Genomic DNA, 21,068 nt, shown 5'->3' on the forward strand with positions numbered 1-21,068 from the left:
GCTAACATAAGAATTGGAATTTTAAAACACTTCATTGCTATATCGCAGGGCTTCCGCCCAGGCGTCTCCATCCAACCCGGCATCAATGCCCCGCTCATACAGAAGCTGCAGCAAGGCTTCGGTCGCTATGTTACCGGTCAGTTGGTCTTCTGCCATGGGGCAGCCACCAAATCCCCGCAATGCGGTATCAAACCGGGTACACCCCGCATCCAATGCTGCTATCAGTTTATTTCGGCTTTCTGACGGTGTACTATGCAGATGCAATCCCAGTGCTACACCGGGAAAAGTGCCTGCAACATACCGGTATAGCCGTGCGATGCCTTCGGGAGTAGAGGTGCCCACGGTATCGGCCAAAGCGAAGTCCCGCACTCCCATCTTGAAGAGTTGATCCATGTAATCCACCACGATCGTAGGACTCCAAGGGTCGCCGTATGGATTACCAAAGCCCATGGAGAGGTATACCAAGGGGATTTTCCCATTTACATGGCAAATCGCAACAATCTCTCTTACTGTATCCAATGCTTGGGCTAGGGTGCTGTTTGCATTGCGCAACTGAAAAGTCTCCGATACAGAAAACGGAAATCCGATAACTCCCACGTCCGTATACGTTACCGCCTCTTCCGCTCCACGCACATTGGCTACAATGGCCAGTAGCTGCGTGGCATTTGCCGACGTATCCAACCGTTTCAGTACCTCCGCGGTATCCTTCATCTGCGGAATGGCCCGGGGCGACACGAAACTACCAACGTCCAATCGGTCAAAACCCACCTTCAGTAGCAACTGGATATACGCTGCTTTCACCTCTGTGGGAATAAAGCGACGTATGCCCTGCATCGCATCGCGGGGGCATTCGGTGATCGAAATGCGTTGCATCAATGAATATCAAAGGCATAGGGAAGCCTTGCCTGGATACCCCGCTGCCGGAGTGTGTTTTTCACCTGTTCATAATAAGCATATTGCTCGCCAAGTTCCCGTTTGGCAAACCATACACTGATCCGGTCGGTTGAACCACCCAGCAGAGATTCGAGTGGATTTTTAATGGCCGGATAAGTAACCAATCGGTAATCTTCCAACCCCGCCTTGCGAGCCGCCGCTGCAATGGCGTCATCCAGGCTACCCAAACGGTCTACCAATCCATTGGCCAACGCTTGTTCTCCACTCCACACGCGCCCCTGCCCGATACTATCTACCTGTCCTTTAGACAAATGCCGCCCATCGGCCACTCGTTGTATAAACGTGTCATAAATCCGGTTTACCTCCATTTGGAGAATATTGCGCTCATCGGCCGTAAGTGGCCGGTCTACATTGCTCAGGAAATCAGCATATTTTCCCGTTTTTACTTCGTCAAAGGTAATGCCCAATTTATCATTCATCAGCCCCTGCATGTTAGGGATCACGCCAAACACACCGATGGATCCGGTGATGGTGTTGGGTTGTGCAAAGATAGAATCAGCGGCTGCGGCAATGTAATAGCCGCCCGAGGCAGCCACATCACCCATGGAAACAATCACCGGCTTTTCCTTTCGCAACAAATCCACTTCACGCCAGATTACGTCCGACGCCAACGCGCTGCCGCCCGGTGAATTGATACGGAATACAACCCCTTTTACCTTGTCGTCTCTGCGTACCTTACGAAGCTCGCGCGAAATACGTTCGGAACCGATCATATCATCACCGCCTTCGCCCGGACCGATCTCGCCTACGGCATAAACCACAGCGATCCGGTCACGCACCGATGCCCGGTTAGACGGCACGGAAGGCTTGTATTTAGTCAGCGCAACCGCATTGAGATCCTTATCCTGGTCAATAGCTAACGAATCTTTCAACTCCGCAAGAAGTTCGTCTTTATAGCGTTTGCCATCGGCCAACCCATACGTTACCGCATCGTCTGCTGTCTTCACCAAAAAGCCATCGGCTATGGTCCGCAATGAATCAGCAGTTAGATGCCGGCTCGCTCCCACTTGGTCAATAAAATGATTGTAAATACTTCCCAAAAAAGAGGTGACCTGTTCACGGTTCGCATCGCTCATCCGGTCCAGGATGAAAGGTTCGACCGCGCTTTTGAACGTACCCACTTTCACAACCTGCATTTCGATACCCAATTTATCGAGCGTACCTTTAATAAATGGTGTTTGGGAAGCCAAGCCCCGGAAGTCAACCGTTCCTTCCGGGTTTACGTAAATCTTATTCGCTGTAGACGCCAGGTAATAGGCCCGTTGGGTATACCCCTCACTGTAAGCAACGATAAACTTCCCCGAAGACTTGAAATCCAACAGGGCATCGCGGATTTCCTGCAGCGTAGCGAAACTAGCAGACACCGCCGAAAGGTCCAGGTAAATCCCCTTGATCCGGTCGTCATCCTTTGCGCCCTCAATGCCTTTCAGGATGTCATTCAGCCCAAAACTTTTGGTTGTGGTAAATCCCGGCACATCCAGCTCTTCGAATGGGTCGGGTATCGTCCGTTCGGTAATTTGGTGCCGCAGATCAATGTGCAATAATGAGTTATCTGCTACCGTCGCCGCTTTATCCGCTGTCATTGAGCTGATCATTCCACCGATAATAATGAGTCCAACCACTACCAATAGGATGAAGGAAATGACAATACCTGTCACCGTGGCCAAAACGTATTTAAAAAATGACTTCATAAACATGCTATCTTTGTGTCCAAACTTAGCCAAACTTGGCTGTATATGCAAGTTGTACTGCTTTGTGAAGATTGGACGAAGCGGCATAAGAAAAGTTACGGTTACCGGTTGGGCCACTTCCCGCTTAGGGGGAAATTTATTTTATTTTGTATTTTTACCCCAGCGAAAAAATCAGCACGTTTACATGAGCGACGAAACGAATCCCATTCCTGAAGAAAACCAATCAAACGAATCCACAGATAATCCGTCCGGCAGCAGCCAAACCATTCCGCTGTCGGGGTTGTACGAAAACTGGTTTTTGGACTATGCTTCCTATGTGATTCTCGACCGGGCGGTACCCCACATCAACGATGGGTTCAAGCCGGTCCAACGCCGCATCCTGCATTCACTGAAAGAAATGGACGACGGCCGGTTCAATAAGGCAGCTAACGTGATCGGCAACACCATGAAATATCATCCGCACGGGGATGCATCCATTGGTGATGCCATGGTACAGATCGGCCAGAAAAATCTACTCATCGATTGCCAGGGTAACTGGGGCGACCCGGTAACGGGTGATTCCGCAGCGGCACCGCGTTACATCGAAGGGCGCCTGTCTAAGTTTGCCAACGAGGTGGTTTTCAATCCGGATACTACCGAATGGCAGTTAAGCTACGATGGGCGTAACCGGGAGCCGGTTACGCTGCCGGTCAAGTTTCCCCTGCTGCTTGCACAGGGTGCCGAAGGGATTGCCGTGGGTCTTGCCACCAAGATCATGCCCCATAACTTCCTAGAGCTCATCGATGGATCCGTCGAAGTGCTGCGGGGCGGACGACCCAATCTCCTCCCTGATTTCCCTACCGGCGGACTGGCCGATTGCTCGGCCTACAACGAAGGACAGCGCGGTGGTAAAATCCGGGTACGCGCCAAAATCGAAGAGCGGGATAAGAAAACGCTTGCCATTACCGAAATTCCCTATGGCACCACCACTGGCGGACTGATTGATAGTGTGGTTGCCGCCAACGAAAAAGGCAAGATCAAGATCAAGAAGATTGAAGATAACACCGCTAAAAATGTCGAAATTATCATTCACCTTGCCCCGGGTATCTCTCCCGATGTGACCATAGACGCATTGTATGCGTTTACGGCCTGCGAGGTTTCCATATCACCCAATACGTGCGTCATCCGGAATGACAAACCCCATTTCATGAGCGTCAACGACGTACTCATTGAAAACACCAAACAAACCAAAGCCCTGCTGAAGCAGGAGCTTGAGATCCGGCTCCGGGAACTACAGGAAAAAATCTTTTTCAGTACCCTACTCAAAATATTTATTCAGGAGGGAATGTATAAACATTCCGATTACGAAAACTCGGGCGACTTCGAAACAGTGGTACAGGTACTCACCCGGCTATTCACCCCGTTTTTTGACCAATTTTACCGGGAGATTCTTCCTGAAGATTATAAGAAGCTCATCGAAAAGCCCATGAGCAGCATCACCCGCTTCGATGTGAAGAAAGCCGACGAGCAGATGGCTGCCCTGGAAGAGGAGATCAAAAAGGTAAAACATCACCTCCGGCACCTTACCGACTATGCCATTGCCTGGTTTGAACGGCTTAAAGAGAAATATGGCAAAGGACGCGAACGGCGTACCGAAATCCGCATATTCGACCGGGTGGAAGCCGCCCAGGTAGCACTCGCCAATGTAAAGCTCTACGTAAACCGCACCGATGGATTTATTGGCACCGGCATGCGCAAGGACGATTACGTAGGCGATTGCTCCGACCTCGATGATATCATTGTTTTCCGTGCAGATGGAAAATGCCTTGTTACCAAGGTGCAAGACAAGGTATTTGTCGGCAAGGACATCATTCATGTGGCGGTGTTTAAAAAGGGTGATGACCGCACCGTATATAACCTGATTTACCGCGACGGAAAATCGGGTGTGTCATATGTAAAACGCTTTTCGGTAGTAGGTGTCACACGCGATAAAGAATACGATCTGACCAAGGGCGAGAAAGGCTCCAAGGTACTGTATTTCACCGCCAACCCGAACGGGGAGGCCGAAGTTGTCAATATACAGCTTAAGCCCCATTCCAAACTCCGGAAACTGCAATTTGACATCGACTTTGCCGAAATTGCCATCAAAGGCCGCAGTTCACAGGGCAACATCGTTACCAAGTATCCGGTTAAGAAGATTTTGCTCAAAAGCAAGGGCGTATCCACCCTCTCGGGTCGAAAGATCTGGTTCGACGACGTCCTTAAGCGGCTGAACGCCGATGGCCGCGGTCAATACCTCGGAGAGTTTGATGGTGACGACAAGATACTCACGGTCATGACCGATGGAACCTATGAGTTAAGTAGTTTTGACCTCAGTAATCACTTTGACGACAAGCTCATCCGCATTGAAAAATACGATCCACAACGGGTATACAGTGTGGTGCACCGCGATGGCAAGTCCGGTATTTACTATGTAAAGCGGTTCCTGTTTGACGACACGCCGATCGGCAAACGCACGTTGATTATTAACGAGGAACCGGGGTCGAAGCTTGTACTTATTACGGCCGCGGCCACCCCCTTGGTTCAGGTAGACGTGTTAAAAGGAAAGTCGCGTACGCCTGAAACGATCGAACAAAACCTGGCGGATCTCATCGATGTCAAAGGCATGAAAGCGCAGGGTAACCGGTTAAGTTCCCACGAAGTAACCCGCGTGGTGAATGTGAGCGACGAAGAAACAACGGATCCGGCAAATACACAGCCTGCCGACACACCGGATGTGGAAGCGATAATAGATCCCCAACCCAAAAATAACGACGAAACAACCGGCGCGGACGCGGAACCGGGGCAGCCAACGGATGCTCCCGCCGAAACCTCCGAAAAGAGCACTCCCAAACCGGCACATACCGATTCAGAACCACCTTCAAAGGACCGGCCAAGTGTCGATTTCGAAATCACTAATCCCGACGACATCCGGATTGATGACAACGGACAAATGGGCCTTTTTTAAAAAAATACACAAACCATTTGCATTGAATCACTAAGCAGTTTATATTTGTGATAATATCTACCATTGGGGAACGGCACATTGCCTCCCCGACTATGTAAGTTCTTTTTGTGGATTCTTACAAATTCCATTGTTAGCGTCCGTAACTGACAATTTCCCCGGCCAAGGGGAACTCATGCGGGAACTGAGTTGTCAATTACGGTCAAAGTAAACCATTAAAATGAGAGAGGCCAAACTGCTATTTGCCAGTTTGGGTGTTTTTTTATGTTGGCCGGCAAATGCCGTTCCCAACGTTGTTAATATGTTTAACGTTGCTTAATGCACTAAAAACACCAACGCTCTATGAAAATTACAACACGCAAAATGCGGACGATGACTCCCTTGCTCCACAGACTAAAATATCAGCAAGTGGGCCGGAAACGATTCACTTCAAATTATCCGCCTCATTATAGAGACACTTTCATTAAAAAGCAACACAAAATAACATTTGGATAAATAAAAAAATCCAACAAACCGTTGGTACAGTCAGCACAGCATAAAATCATCATTAATATGCACATATAAAACAAAAAGTAACTGAAAAAAATCGAATCCAACAATTTATTCTATCACAAACCGGAATAAATGGCACATTTTTTGAAATATTCGCAATCCATCTACCGGTTCTTTAAAAGAATCATTATTAAAACAAACAAAATATTAACATTATCTTAATAAATATATCTCTATTATTAAGATAGTTAATAGATAATAGCGGATTCTCACTATTATAGCTTTAAAAATATGCAAACGCGTTACATTTTCCTTTTGAAATTTGTATTAGCCTTTACTGATTTGCTATTTCTTAATACAGCATTCTTCGCCGCTGGCGAAATAACCCGGTTATATTTCTACGCCAATACCGAAATACTGTACAGTTACTATCTGCCCGTTGCCAACCTGCTTTGGATGCTTTCAGGCGGGATGTTCCGCATGTATATGCAAGCAACGATGGATAGCTTGGAAAACATTTACCGGGCTACGTTGCGTACGGCCATACTTCATGGTGTACTGTTTTCAGTCTACTTGCTATTAGCCCACAGACAGGGAGTGGATGCCAGTGCATTTCTTTTCAGCTTTTATGTTTTACTCGCTATCCTATTGGTATTCAGCCGATTGATCGGAACCTACATACAGGATCTGCTTCTCCGCCATTTCCATATGCGGAAAACCGTAGCGATCATGGGTAAAAACGAGGGCGGAAGAAAACTGGCCAATTATTTCAGAGCCCACGAACGCAATTATTATTTTGAAGGCTACTTAGCTGAAAATGACGACACTCTTCTTACCGACAGCGGGGAAGTGACACAGGCCGCCCGCAAGCAGTTCCAGCGGGCGATAAAAAAACGGATACAGGAAGTTTATATCTCCCTGCCTTCCAACCGCATGTTGCAGGCAGCAGCGCTATTGGAAGAAGCGGACCGGAATTGCCTGCGTGTAAAATTGGTTCCCGATCTGGTCAGGGCTGACAACCTACCTTATGAAGTGAGCATATTGGGCCCGGTACCGGTGGTAAGTATACGGCAGGAACCCGTGTATGACATCGAGAGCCGATTCAAGAAAAGGTTATTCGATCTGGTATTCAGCACACTGGTTATCGTCATGCTATTGAGTTGGCTTTACCCAATTATTGCCCTGCTCATTAAGTTGGAAAGCCGTGGCCCCGTACTATTCAAGCAGCAGCGTACCGGACGGGACAATAAGCCCTTTTGGTGCTATAAATTCCGAAGTATGCGGATTAACACAGATAGCGACAATAAGCAGGCGAAGCGCGGCGATCGACGAATTACCCGAGTGGGGGCCTTTTTGCGCCGCACCAGTTTGGATGAGTTGCCGCAGTTCCTTAATGTACTGCAGGGTCACATGAGCGTGGTCGGTCCACGGCCACACATGCTCAAGCATACTGAACAATACCGGGAACTGATTAATCAATACATGGTGCGCCAGTTTCTCAAACCCGGCATTACCGGTTGGGCACAGGTCAACGGTTACCGTGGCGAAACCACCGATCCACGGCTTATGGAGCGCCGTGTGGCACACGACATTTGGTACCTTGAAAACTGGACTGCGATGCTGGATGTGCGCATCGTATTCATGACTGTAATCAACGTGATAACAGGCGAAGAGAATGCATATTAATCTGCATATAACACACACTCGTATCTATGGGATTATTTACTGTTTTAAACAAAACAAGGACAGCTACCAACCTATCCTGGATGCAAGTTGATATTCATTCACATATTCTACCAGGTATTGATGATGGTTCGCCCAACGTAGAAGCCTCCATTGGCTTTTTGAACCGACTCCGTGCGTTGGGTCTTACGGTAAGTTTTGCTACCCCGCACGTATTTAAAGAGATGTACCCTAACGATGCAGAAACCATTGGCACCGCGCTTCGCCGTCTGCAAACAGCTACTAAAACCCTATTGCCGGAGTTCCAACTCGACGCGGCTGCTGAATACATGATGGATACGGACTTTGTCCATTTGTACCGTGGGGGTAGCTTACTTACGTTGCCCCGCAATCACGTATTAGTGGAAATGTCGTATGCCGCTGAGAATCCTGAGATCGATCGCCACCTATTCGAATTGCAGGTAAATGGCTATACGCCCATCCTCGCCCATCCTGAGCGATATGTGTATTACCACGATCACCCTGAGCGGTATCAGCGACTCAAGGACCAAGGGTGTCTTTTTCAACTCAATTTGCTATCACCCTCGGGATATTACGGCACGTCTGTTCGAAAAGCAGCCAAATGGCTCCTCAAACGGGGTATGGCCGATCTCGTGGGCACAGACCTCCATCACGCAAAGCACTTGGCCGCCATTGAACGGTTTGTGCTGGGTGGAGACGCACACGGTGCCTTTATGAAGAACCCCATTAGAAATAAAGAATTATTTGGCGCATGATAAAAAACACATTATATCGATTGATCGCATGGGGACTGTTTTTATTCAGTTCCTGTGTCTCCACTGAAAAAACAGTGTATTTCCGAGATATTCCAGCAGACCATCCGGAGGTGACACTCCCCACTTACCAAGAACCTTTAATTCAGGTGGATGACATCCTGCATATCACCATCCAAACCATAGATGGGGGTACAACAGCCGCCATCAACCAACTATCAGGTGCTCCGGCTAATGCAGGTAATCCTGCGGCCCCAACCGGCAGTGATGTACCCAATGGTTATTTAGTGGATGACGAGGGACAGGTCACCATCCCCATGCTGGGTACACTAAAAGTGGCCGGACTGACCACCCCCGAGGCGCGTAAGCTCATCGCCAAAGAAGCGTCAAAATACTTCAACGATCCGACGGTACAGGTACGGTTTGCTAATTTTAAGGTAACGGTAATCGGAGAAGTCACCCGGCCGGCTACCTACACTGTGCCAAACGAAAAGGTAACGCTATTGGATGCGATTGGCATGGCTGGCGACCTTACGATTCATGGCCTTCGTGAAAATGTACTCTTGGTGCGTGATAATAATGGGAAAAAAGAGTTTGTCCGCTTCAATCTTAATTCATATGAAACATTCGAATCACCCTACTTCTACTTAAAGCAAAATGACGTGATTTATGTTGAACCGGGCAAGAGCAAGGTTGCATCTACTAATGTGGCACGGACGCAGGCCATCTCGATTTTTGCCAGTGCCGTAACGATCATCACGGTCATTGTATCGCGACTTTTTTGACAACAAACGATTACAATCATACAATAGAAATCTATGAAGGAATGGCCTGATGAAGATTTTGAACCTGATGGACAGGAAGACAACCAGAAACTCATCGAGTTTCTGGGAAAACTGTGGGTCAATTGGTATTGGTTTGCGTTATTCGGATTTCTTGGGTTGATGGTGGCTTATGTGAACTTGCGCTACAGCACACCGGTTTATAAAATAAACGCCAAATTGTTGGTAACCGAGGAACAAAAAGGCGCTTCTGCGACCGGAACGGGCGTATTCCTCGGCGACTTAAACAGTCTTTTCGGTGGTGTCAACTCAGTAGACAACGAAGCCGAAATTCTTAAGACCCGTTACTTGATGGAACAAGTGGTACGTAAACAAAATGCACAGGTTAATTACTTTGTCCCCGGCGATGTCCGCGATGTAGAAGTATATCCCGCTCCGTTCGATGTTACATTGCTGCGACCTGATTCTTTGACCGGCGGAATATTTCGTCTGCAGTTAAAAGACAATGAGCATATCAGCGTTAGCCAAGACCATTTTGAGCAGGAAACTACCTTTGGCACGACCATTGACCTTCCTGGTGTAGGTTCGGTCCTCATTAGCCGAAACACGTCGGTACCTATTAGCAAAACGACCTACAGGTTTGAAGTGGCATCTTTTGATACAAGGGTGAACGAATATATGGGAAGGCTGTCAGTTGGTGTAACAAACAAGCAAGTATCCATTATCGACCTAGCATTTGACTATCCCATCAAAGCTAAGGGCGAAAGTATTCTTAGGACTATTCTCGAAACATATACGGAAAACAACTTACAGGATAAAAACACGATTGCCGATAGCACCATTGCTTTTATCGATAATCGGTTACTGTTTGTGGGTCAGGAATTGGGCGCTGTTGAGGGTGATATCCAGGCATTTCGGCAGTCCAAACAACTTGCGGATATTTCTGCCCAATCTCAACTGTTGCTGGAAAATTCAGCTGAATATGTCAAGCAACTGACCGAAGTAGAAACACAGCTCACCATTTTAGACAATTTACGCGGATACCTGATAGATCCTAAAAACCAGCGAGTGGTACCCAGTGCATTGTTACCCAACGACATGGTATTTAATGGCTTGGTAGAGCGCTATAATACCTTGCTCTTGGAGCGCGATAGACGTCTGTTGAGTGCAACACCAGACAATCCAACGGTTCGAAATCTCGATCAGCAACTGGCCAATCTACGGACCGATATGCTTGCCAACTTGGAAAACACAAGAAACCGATTTGAAACGACCCGAAACGAGCTTCGCCGTAAAACCGGCCAATTAGAGTCGGAAGTCAGGCGTGTCCCTGCTACGGAAAGACAATACCTCGATCTCGCCCGACAGCAGCAGATCAAGCAGGAATTGTATATTTATCTGTTGCAAAAGCGGGAAGAAACCGCTATTAGCAAAACGGCCAACATCTCCAATAGCCGGATAATTGATCCTCCTAAAGCGAAGACGTTGCCATTCTCCCCAAGACGCACCCGCACGTTAGCAATGGGCTTGTTAATAGGCCTCATCATTCCCGCGACAAGTATCTATCTCCGCGATCTGCTCAATACCCGTATTCGCAATCGGGAGGACATACAAAAGCAAACCCCCTTGCCAATCGTTGGAGAAATCAGCCACAGCACTTCCAAACAAACGCTGGTGGTAACGAGAGACTCCCGTGCTCCAATTGCCGAGCAATTCCGGTCGCTTCGTACCAATCTGGCTTTTTATTTAAGTAATATTGATAAGCCGACCATTCTCCTTACTTCAAGCATGAGCGGAGAAGGCAAATCATTTGTTGCCCTGAATATGGCGATGATCTTTGCCATTTCCGGCAAAAAGGTTGTAGTGTTGGAAATGGACCTGCGTAAGCCAAATTTATCCATTAAACTGAATATATCAAACAGTTTCGGATTTACCAATTACATTATCTCCCCTTCTCAGACTCCCGAAAGCATCATTCGGCCATCGGGTGTACACGAAGGACTTTATCTGATCAGCTCAGGTCCCATCCCGCCCAATCCTGCAGAGATGATCTTACACGAACGGACCGGTGAATTGATGACCTATTTGAAACGGGAATTTGATGTGGTGATCATCGATGCTCCGCCCATTGGATTGGTTACCGACGCACAATTGCTAAGCCACCATGCGGACCTGACACTGTATCTCGCCAGACAAGGATACACCTATAAACGACAATTGCGAATTCCCACAGAACTCTACCATAGCGGAAAAATGAAACAAATCGCCCTGGTTGTCAATGATATTCAAAAAGCAAAGACAAATTATGGTTACGGATACGGGCACGGTTACGGCGAATATGGAAACGAAAAACAGGAAAAACGAAAATGGTGGAAGCTTTTTTCGAAAAAAAATAGCTAACGGATAAGAAATGGAAAAAGATGCATCCATCTATATTGCCGGCCATCGAGGCATGGTGGGCAGCGCGATCAAGCGCCATCTGGAAAACATAGGATACACGAATTTGCTGTTACGCACCTCAACCGAACTTGACCTGCGTAATCAACAAGCCGTAACTGATTTTTTTACATCGGAACAACCCGAATATGTATTTTTGGCGGCCGCTAAAGTAGGTGGTATTATTTCCAACAATACCTACCGGGCAGACTTTATTTACGATAACCTCATCATGGAAACCCATGTTATCCATGCTGCACACATATTCGGCGTTAAAAAATTACTCTTTCTAGGTAGTAGCTGTATCTATCCCAAGATGGCCCCTCAGCCGCTGAAAGAAACCTATTTACTTACCGGGCCGCTGGAACCTACGAACGAACCCTATGCCATTGCTAAGATCGCGGGGATCAAGTTATGCGAAGCTTATCGGGATCAATACGGAAAGGATTTTATCAGTGTCATGCCCACCAATCTCTACGGTATCGGAGACAACTACCATCCTGAAAACTCGCATGTATTGCCTGCATTGATACGCCGTTTCCACGAAGCAAAGGAAACGAACCAACCCAGCGTCACCATTTGGGGAAGTGGCACCCCAAAACGCGAGTTTCTCTATGCTGACGATCTAGCGGCAGCCTGTGTTTACCTGATGAATCACTATAGCGAACGCGAACTGATTAATGTGGGTACGGGAGAAGACCTCTCGATCAAAGAACTGGCCGAACTGGTAAAAGATGTCGTCGGTTACAACGGTAAGTTGGCATTCGATACCAGTAAACCCGATGGCACACCGCGCAAACTAATGGATGTCAGCAAGCTGCACAACTTAGGCTGGAAACACAGCACATCATTGGAAGAAGGGATATCAAAAGCATATCAAGATTTTCTTCGGCATACCTACGTGGAACGATAAATAAAGTAAAAAAAGCTTATGAAAACAGCACTCATCACCGGCGTCAATGGACAGGACGGCGCTTATCTCGCTGAGTTATTACTCAAAAAAGGCTATAGGGTACACGGCATCAAGCGTCGTTCCTCACTCATCAATACCGACCGTATTGATCACCTATATCAGGACCCCCACGACGAAAACGTACGATTCAAGCTGCATTACGGTGATATGACCGACAGTACCAACCTGATCCGTATCATCCAGGAGACACAGCCCGATGAGATTTACAATCTGGCAGCTATGAGCCATGTGAAAGTGAGTTTTGATACGCCTGAATACACGGCAAATGCCGATGGCATCGGCACGCTGCGCTTGTTGGAGGCCATCCGTATATTGGGTTTGGAAAAAAAGACACGCATTTATCAAGCTTCTACTTCTGAATTGTATGGCTTGGTACAGGCAGTACCTCAAAGTGAAACCACTCCCTTTTATCCACGGAGTCCTTATGCGGTTGCTAAGCTGTATGCTTATTGGATTACAGTCAATTATCGGGAAGCATACAATCTGTATGCCTGCAACGGGATTCTCTTTAACCATGAAAGCCCGCTACGGGGCGAAACGTTTGTCACCCGCAAAATTACCCGGGCCGTGGCGGCCATCGCCCTCGGTCTGCAGCAAAAAATGTTTCTGGGAAATTTGGACGCCCGCCGGGATTGGGGCCATGCGAAGGACTATGTACGAGCCATGTGGCTTATCCTCCAACAGGAAAAGGCAGAAGATTATGTCATCGCCACGGGCATCACTACGCCAGTCCGCGATTTCGTGAAGATGGCGTTTGCGGAGGTTGGCGCTGAAGTAGAATTCACGGGTGAGGGAGTTCACGAAAAAGGTATAATCAAATCGGTGAGCGGCTCGGACTTCTCGTTGAAAGTCGGCCAAGAAGTCGTCAGTGTAGATCCCGCCTATTTCCGCCCAACAGAAGTGGACCTGCTAATCGGCGATCCCACGAAATCCAAGACTAAATTAGGTTGGGAGCCCCAATACGATTTGCCGGCACTTTGCAAAGAAATGGTCGCTTCCGATCTGGATATTTTCAGAAAAGATGATAAGACCCAATGGGAACATTTGGTGGGGTAAAATAAAAATATAAATGAAAATTTTAGTTGAAAATTCAACGTGGAACAACATCGGAGACGGCTTTTACCAAAGCACGCTCTTCGCGCTATTCAAGCAACTGTATCCAAACGATGAAGTGTATATGGGAGAAGGCCCGTTCAAACGCGCGTTTAGGCCCCGATCCAAAAAGCATTTGGCAAAGGCCTACCGCCTAATGGACGATCAGCATGCCGACTTGCACATTTTCTCAGGCCCCATTGTCAAAAAACTCATCGAGAACTACGGCGAAAAGATTAAGCAGATAGTCGCAAGGGGCGATCGTTACGTACTTATCAGCGTCTCCTCGGCACATATCTCCGATCAGGCAACCTTAGCAACCGGTGCCTTTCTCGAACAATATCCACCGCTGCTTATGGCTACACGGGACGAAGAGACATTTAACAGATTCAAACCTTTCAATATCAACTTGTACAATGGCATATGTACCGCATTCCTCGTCAATCGGATGTTGCCTGTGCTGGAATTTACTCCCCAACAGCCCTTTTTCATCAGCAGTTTTTACAACGAACTGGAGCCGGTTTATCAGGTAGAAGGTGACGTGACTATTGAAAACATCAAATTACAGCGAAAAACCTCCCTTTTTGGACTAAAACACCGTTATTCGCGACACCTGAATGCCTGGCGACCACAACAGGCGTGCCTCGGCGACCACAGGATCATAAGGGTACATCAGGACTTGTCGACACATTTCTACCATGTCAAGTTTTCTCACCCCAATTCATTCATGAGTTTCAATCCCCTATCCTATCTTTCGATCTACAAATCTGCCGACTTTACAATCTCAGATCGCGTACATTCCTGCGCTGTAAGTGTAGCATTCGGCAAGCCCGCCAGGCTGCTCACGGATAGCCCACGCGCCGGGATTTTCGATCGTTTAGGATATCAGCGGGATCATAAGGGCATTATCCGGCCGATTGATCCGGTTATCATAGACAAAGAAATCGAAAGGCTATCCGACGCTATCAAGCAAGTTATCTAACGGAACCATGTCCTTGAAAAAAAATTTACTGAAAAACGGACTGGCAACAGTATTCCAGAAGCTCATCCGCGTCTTTGAGCAACTGGCCTTGGTGCCTTTCTTTATTTCTGCTTGGGGGGCTGCATATTACGGTGAATGGCTTACGCTAACGATATTTCCGACCATTATCGGCCTCTCCGACCTAGGGATCGGTTCCGCAGCAGCCAATACATTTGTACTTCGATATGGTGCCAAGGATTATCAGGGTGCCGCAAATGTGTACCGGAGTGGACGCCGATTGATTTCAGCCAGCATTTTAGCCAGTGTCCTATTAGGGGGCATTGTGATAGGATTGCTGGATCATTATGGTGTTTTTGCAAGGACCTTAATCGCACGCAGCGATGCCATATTAGCCGTGTCTTTCCTGATGCTGGCCAAATTACTCGATTTTTTCCAGCAGTTGTATGAGGCTCATTTTCGCGCCGCACGGCACGCCGCACGAAGTATCAACCTACTTAGTGTTTACGCATTAATAAAAATCGTAGGCAGCATCTTGGCGCTCACCCTCGGTGGTGGCATTATTTCAGTAGCAGTCGTTACGTTCGGAACCGCCATCGTATTCAATGCGTACTTCGGTTGGCGGGCGACGGAACAGTTGAAAACGGATGAAAATTACATTTCCAAAGGTTACATCATCAAATCGGATATGAGGATGGTAGCCAAGAAGGGGTTCGGATACCTCCTTTCCCCCATCTGGCAATCCATTTACTTTCAAGGAACTACGTTTGTAGTACGTATCACACTGGGCCCTGAAGCCGTGGCACTCTTCAACACGGTAAGGACGGTGTGCCGATCCATTAATCAGCTGTTCAACATGGTTAATAGTACCGTTTTTCCTGAGTTGCAGTATGAATTATCTACCGGCAGGCTACATATCGCGCGATTGCTCTTCAGGCGTTCGCTTACACTCGTATTGGGCACAGCCATCGTTGGCATGTTGCTATTAGGGTTATTCGGCGCTCAATGGTATGCATGGTGGACGAAACATTCGCTCGACCCACCGCCCCTGATGTGGCATATTTTCATCATCGGTATCGGTTTCAATGCGCTATGGTGGACGGCCAGCATGATATTTCGGGCCGTAAACAAGCCTTATGTATTGGTATTGGCAGGACTGGCAGGATCCGTGATCTCGGTAGGACTTTCTTATTTCCTCTGCCTTTCACATGGCCTCGTAGGAGCAGCCTTGGGCAGCTTGGCGCTCGAAGTCATCATGGTAGCCGTCGTGCTGCCTGTTAGCTGCCGCTACCTTGGGCAATACGTTTGGCAGTTACCTAAGGGAATATGGAGCGATTCGGCGGTCTTGATCAAAAAAATTAGCAAAATAAGCAAATGAACGTCACCCAAATATGTATTGGCAGGTTCCATCATTTTCATCTGGCGCGCCAGTTGGAAAAGCATGGCTTGCTGAACCGCATCTATACGGGATATCCGCATTTCAAGCTGCGCGACGAGGTGGGTATTCCCAGGGATAAAATCCGGTCTTTCCCTTGGCTACATACGCCTTACATGTTTCGGTCACGCATCGGACTTGGCAATTTCGCCATGCTGAACAAGTGGTGGTATTGGGCGGCACATGATTCATTAGATCGATTTGTGGCGTCCCTGCTCCATGCACCTGGTGTACTGGTTTCGCTGTCTTCCACCGGATTGCACGCGGGCACCAAAATCCAACGGTTGGGAGGTGTATATATCTGCGACAGAGGCTCCTCGCATATTAGTTATCAGGACGAGCTGCTTCGTGAGGAACATGCCCGGTGGGGAATTCCTTTTGCCGGTATCGATAAAAAGATTATCCACAAGGAACAATTAGAGTATCAGCAGGCTGATGCCATTACCGTCCCTTCCGAATTTGTCCGACAATCCTTTGTACGCCAAGGGATTTCGGCCAACAAACTGTACAAAGTACCTTACGGAGCCCGGTTGGAGCGATTCAGTCGCACACAACATCCTCCCGAGAACCGGTTCAGGATATTGTGGGTCGGCGCGGTCACCATTAGGAAAGGCTTCATGTATCTACTGAAAGCGTTCCAACGCTTTTCTCACCCCAATAAAGAACTCCTTGTCATCGGCAACATATCAGCTGAGGTGAAATCACTGCTCAACGGAGAGTCACTTGAACATGTTCGGTTCATGGGACAGGTAGCAAATGCATCCCTACCGGACATCTATAGTTCATCCCATGTCTTCGTGCTCTCGAGTATAGAAGAGGGGTTGGCAATGGTACAAGGAGAGGCCATGGCCTGTGGATGTCCGGTGATTGCTACACAGCATACAGGTGCTGAGGACCTCATTACAAATGGGATAGAAGGATTTATTGTTCCTATCCGGTCGACTGAAGATATACTTGCCCGCATACAGCAGCTCGCCGACGAGCCTCATCTGAGAAATCAATTGGGGGAAAATGCATTGGAAAAAGTCAAGTCATTAGGTGGATGGGATCAATATGGAGGCCAGTACATTCAAGTAATAAAATCGTTGACCATCGATTAACAATTCTGTATGGCAACATCAAAACAACAATTCATTCCTTTCACAGACTTCTCGCATGGGATGCCTGTAGGCGTGCATCGGAAACCCACTACTTTCCTAACGGTGTCCCGGAAATGGCTGTCTATTGTTTTGATTGCTGCCACGGTCATTCAGTTGCTCATTTTTCCAGGTTACGCCCAACTGCCAGGTTGTTTAAGTTGCCTCATAGGATGGTCACTCTGCTCCAAGTACGTGCTACTGCCAATTTCGCTAAAAAAATATACCCTGAGTAGTATGGTGTTGATTGGTTTCGCATTTACGCAATTTTGGATTCCTCCGGTTTTAACACTCATCGAAGGTAAACCACTTGTATTCAATCTTAACTATCCCAACAGCGTATTCCTCCACAATTTTTTGGCCTTCTTGGCTATGTTGGGAAGTTTCTTGGTCTATACAGCCAATCTCTTGCACATCAGGTCTTATTTAGCACGTTTTTTCAAGACCAAGACCTATTTGTATAGTACGCCATACCCTTACCAATTATGGCTTATGGGAATATTGGGTGTCTTGGGCATGTCTGCGACCCGCATCCTTGGCTTGGGTAATGATGGAGCCGCGAACACTGGTATACTTGTCAAATTACTACAAGGATTCCAAATCTATGCTTACGCTCCTTTGTTTATGATGCTATCCCCATTGTATACTAGAAAGCAATATGATACCCCCAAATTACTTATCGCCGCCTATGTATGCTTTCTATTAGCAATCGGCGTCTTGCTCAATTCCCGCGGAGCATTCATGATGGGGCTGACCGGCTTGGGTCTTGCTTACTTACTGGGCTTACTGTTGGGCACCTTTTCACCCCGCGTGTTTACGCTCCGGAATACAATCGGTCTTGCCGTCGCTTTTTGGGTGATTACCGGACCGCTTAGCGACCTCGGTACAGCCATGGTAGTCACCAGAAGCCAACGTGGCGAGGTAGGTCCTACTGAACTGCTGGCGTTGACACTTGATACATACAACAACAAAGAATTGCTCAACCGTTATAAATCCGCAGCAATGGACACGAAAAACAATCCATTGACGGATTGGGACGAATATTATTTCAATAATATTTTTGTTGCCCGATTTTCTAACCTCAAATTTGTAGATGCGAGTCTAGAACACTATTATCGGTTGGATAGCCCCGAAAAAAATAAATTGATGTTCAACTATAGCATTGAGCGTACATTGGCTATTCTACCCACTCCATTGTTGAACTTCCTAGGAATTACCATTGATAAATATGGCGCCATCGGAACTTCCTATGGTGATTACTTATTAGCGCTGTCAACAGGCAACAAGGCTTATCTAGGCGGTTACCGCGTCGGTCACTTCGCGGGAGTGGGTATGGCGGCCTTCGGATGGTTTTACCTACTTATTATGTTTGTCACGCTTATACCCTGTTTTCTATTGCTCGACTTGCTTTACTATAAGGGTAAATTCAGCATCGTTTCACTGATCTTTCTACCGGAGATTTTTTGCCACGTCGGATTGTTGTCTGGGAACATCGAAAATCCTATCAACTTCATTCCATTCCTATTTCGGACATGGCCCCAATTGGTTGTCCTTTATTTGGTATTGTTTTATTTGACACGGCAGTTGCGAAGGTTTTTTATATGAATAACGCTAGGAATACATGGGTTTATGGGTTGGATTCCATCCGCTTTGTGTTGGCAACCATCGTGTTGATCGGCCACAGCGGATTTATTCCCGATTATGAACTCGGTCCCAACCCAAGCATTATCGCTATGGCAGTTAAGTTAACCTTAGCCAACGCCTTCGTGGGTATTGCCGCTGTGATAGGCTTCTTTGTCATATCGGGTTTCGTGATCCACTTTCCTTATCGGAATGGCAAGCCATTACACGTGTATGAATTCTACAGCAAGCGATTACTCCGGATTGTGTTACCACTTTTGGTGATGTTTTTATTGTGCTGGATGTTTAAGCTAAAGGTCCCTTTCGTAGTCTGGAGCCTGTATTGCGAGATTATTTATTATCTTTTTTACCCACTATTGTACCGATATCTCGTCAGCACGCCGAAAAATATTGATATCTTTATCGTGGGCAGCATTATGCTGGCACTACTGGCAATTGGTTGGTTTACTAACGATTTCAGTGTCCTCCTACATCATAAGGTTAAAGAAACCGCTAATTTCCATACACCCAACCACCTACTTAATTGGATTTTCGGCTTTCCCGCATGGTTAATGGGGGTACGCATTGCCGTACACTTCGATAAGATCGCCAATAGTGATACAGCGTTCAAAAAGGTCGTCCTGCTCCGGGTACTTGTTTGGTTAGTGGCGATGACCTGCTCTGTTCTCAGGTTCCACTTCGCGGTATCCTATAAAATCACATTTATTCCCGCTTTCAGTTACCTCTGTTACTTATGGATCGCTACTGAAATCAGCTATTATACAGCTCATCGCCCCATCAGGTGGTTGGAAAATGGCGGCAAATGGAGCTATTCTATTTACCTTTTTCATATGATTTTTGTCGATTTGTATCTCCATTTGATTCAGCCGGAGCGTGTTTTCGCCCATATACTTAAACTCATCATAGTATTGGCGTTTTGCTACGCGATGTACCTTTTGGTGGAGCGCCCGTCTCACCAATTAATTAATCGAATAAAATTGCGATAACATGGATATTCTTTATATAGGCAACGATTCCTTTCACAGCACCTCGTACCATCGCGCGATGGCCCTGAAACGTTTGGGTCATCGGGTGACTCTTATCAATCCCAAAACATTACTAAGATCGGGTTTGGTGCGAAAATTACATTTTAGAACAGGATATAAGTTGCTGCAGCGCCAAGTGACTAATTTTCTAAAAAAACGCATCAACGTCGGGAACCCAGACCTGATTTGGGTGAATGGCGGTGAACTCCTCGGCAGGAAAAGCCTGCAGGTACTGAAAGCATTGCGAACACCGATCGTCTTGTATAACAATGACGATCCCACTGGGACGCGGGACGGCCGCCGGTTTGATTCCCTGCGTAAAGCGCTTCCTTACTACGACCTGTGTGTCGTGCGGTTAGAAAAAGAAGAAGACGAACTATTGAAATATGGTGTGCGCCAAGTGCTGCGGGTGTATATGTCGTATGATGAAGAGGTACATAAACCATTTGATCATCCTTCGGAAATTCCTGCCCAGTTCATCTCGGATGTTGCATTCATCGGTACGTGGATGCGGCATGAAAAACGTGATGAATTTCTGCTGAAGCTTATCCGTGCAGGTATCCCCGTCAGTATTTGGGGTGCCCGTTGGCCGAAGTCTCCTCATTGGGATGCTTTGAAAGCCCACTACAGAGGCGGAGCCCTGAGCGGACGGGATTATGTGGCGGCTATCCAGGGAGCAAAAATCTGCATCGGCATGCTTTCGCACGGAAACCGCGACCTCCATACCCGCAGATCGGTAGAAACAACGTATGCGGGCGGACTGCTTTGCGCACAGCGAACAGCAGTCCACCTTGGCATGTATGAAGAAAATCAGGAGGCGGTCTTTTGGGACGATGTAGATGAGTGCATCGGTATATGCAGGCGACTGCTCGCGGACGATAAACAGCGGGAACACATCCGAAAAGCAGGATACGACAAAGTTAGGACATTGAAAGTGGGCAATGAGGACATCTGCACTGCTATTCTAAAGCGATTGAATTTTTAGTCGAACAT

The 21,068-nt window shown here is 47.3% G+C and carries 15 protein-coding genes; 13 read left to right on the forward strand and 2 right to left on the reverse strand.

Translation table 11 applies throughout. The annotated features are described in order from the left end of the window. Nucleotides 1–21 precede the first annotated feature (21 nt). Entirely contained in the window at nt 22–873 is an 852-nt protein-coding gene (locus tag IEX60_RS21255; protein ID WP_188753413.1) for a hydroxymethylglutaryl-CoA lyase, read from the reverse strand. Then, nucleotides 873–2,645, reverse strand: a complete 1,773-nt coding sequence (gene sppA / locus IEX60_RS21260) for a signal peptide peptidase SppA (RefSeq protein WP_188753414.1) — start codon at nt 2,643–2,645, stop codon at nt 873–875. The genes IEX60_RS21255 and sppA overlap by 1 nt, the downstream gene beginning before the upstream one ends. A 184-nt stretch (nt 2,646–2,829) precedes the next feature. Between sppA and IEX60_RS21265 the strand changes: the two genes are divergently transcribed. The 13 genes from IEX60_RS21265 (at nt 2,830) to IEX60_RS21325 (ending at nt 21,060) form a co-directional block, all read left to right on the forward strand. Beyond that, nucleotides 2,830–5,631, forward strand: coding sequence for a DNA gyrase/topoisomerase IV subunit A (locus tag IEX60_RS21265; RefSeq protein ID WP_188753415.1), 2,802 nt, complete (start codon nt 2,830–2,832; stop codon nt 5,629–5,631). 804 nt (nt 5,632–6,435) lie between these two features. After that, the gene (locus IEX60_RS21270) at nt 6,436–7,806 is read left to right on the forward strand and encodes an undecaprenyl-phosphate glucose phosphotransferase (protein ID WP_229717696.1); all 1,371 of its coding nucleotides are present in this window, start codon (nt 6,436–6,438) and stop codon (nt 7,804–7,806) included. Nucleotides 7,807–7,886: 80 nt separating this feature from the next. After that, nucleotides 7,887–8,579: a tyrosine-protein phosphatase gene (locus IEX60_RS21275; protein ID WP_229717697.1), complete on the forward strand. Its 693-nt coding sequence runs from the start codon at nt 7,887–7,889 to the stop codon at nt 8,577–8,579. Next, nucleotides 8,576–9,361: a polysaccharide biosynthesis/export family protein gene (locus IEX60_RS21280; protein ID WP_188753418.1), complete on the forward strand. Its 786-nt coding sequence runs from the start codon at nt 8,576–8,578 to the stop codon at nt 9,359–9,361. Before IEX60_RS21275 ends, IEX60_RS21280 begins: the two co-directional genes overlap by 4 nt. Before the next feature lie 33 nt (nt 9,362–9,394). Continuing rightward, the gene (locus IEX60_RS21285) at nt 9,395–11,758 is read left to right on the forward strand and encodes a GumC family protein (RefSeq protein WP_188753419.1); all 2,364 of its coding nucleotides are present in this window, start codon (nt 9,395–9,397) and stop codon (nt 11,756–11,758) included. A 10-nt stretch (nt 11,759–11,768) separates the two neighbouring features. Next, the gene (gene fcl / locus IEX60_RS21290) at nt 11,769–12,707 is read left to right on the forward strand and encodes a GDP-L-fucose synthase (RefSeq protein ID WP_188753420.1); all 939 of its coding nucleotides are present in this window, start codon (nt 11,769–11,771) and stop codon (nt 12,705–12,707) included. A gap of 18 nt (nt 12,708–12,725) precedes the next feature. Then, nucleotides 12,726–13,823 carry a GDP-mannose 4,6-dehydratase gene (gene gmd / locus IEX60_RS21295; protein WP_188753421.1) on the forward strand — a complete coding sequence of 366 codons (1,098 nt, stop codon included), beginning with the start codon at nt 12,726–12,728 and terminating at the stop codon, nt 13,821–13,823. 13 nt (nt 13,824–13,836) lie between these two features. Continuing rightward, nucleotides 13,837–14,841 carry a polysaccharide pyruvyl transferase family protein gene (locus tag IEX60_RS21300; protein ID WP_188753422.1) on the forward strand — a complete coding sequence of 335 codons (1,005 nt, stop codon included), beginning with the start codon at nt 13,837–13,839 and terminating at the stop codon, nt 14,839–14,841. A 13-nt stretch (nt 14,842–14,854) separates the two neighbouring features. Then, nucleotides 14,855–16,216, forward strand: coding sequence for a lipopolysaccharide biosynthesis protein (locus IEX60_RS21305; RefSeq protein WP_229717698.1), 1,362 nt, complete (start codon nt 14,855–14,857; stop codon nt 16,214–16,216). Then, complete coding sequence (locus IEX60_RS21310) at nt 16,213–17,373, forward strand: glycosyltransferase family 4 protein (RefSeq protein WP_188753424.1); 1,161 nt, start codon at nt 16,213–16,215, stop codon at nt 17,371–17,373. Before IEX60_RS21305 ends, IEX60_RS21310 begins: the two co-directional genes overlap by 4 nt. A gap of 9 nt (nt 17,374–17,382) precedes the next feature. After that, the gene (locus IEX60_RS21315; RefSeq protein WP_188753425.1) at nt 17,383–19,014 is read left to right on the forward strand and encodes a hypothetical protein; all 1,632 of its coding nucleotides are present in this window, start codon (nt 17,383–17,385) and stop codon (nt 19,012–19,014) included. Continuing rightward, the gene (locus tag IEX60_RS21320) at nt 19,011–20,036 is read left to right on the forward strand and encodes an acyltransferase family protein (RefSeq protein ID WP_188753426.1); all 1,026 of its coding nucleotides are present in this window, start codon (nt 19,011–19,013) and stop codon (nt 20,034–20,036) included. Before IEX60_RS21315 ends, IEX60_RS21320 begins: the two co-directional genes overlap by 4 nt. A 1-nt stretch (nt 20,037) precedes the next feature. After that, nucleotides 20,038–21,060, forward strand: a complete 1,023-nt coding sequence (locus IEX60_RS21325; RefSeq protein WP_188753427.1) for a CgeB family protein — start codon at nt 20,038–20,040, stop codon at nt 21,058–21,060. The last annotated feature ends 8 nt before the right edge of the window (nt 21,061–21,068 follow it).

This window comes from Parapedobacter defluvii, from assembly GCF_014642075.1.
Classification (GTDB): domain Bacteria; phylum Bacteroidota; class Bacteroidia; order Sphingobacteriales; family Sphingobacteriaceae; genus Parapedobacter; species Parapedobacter defluvii.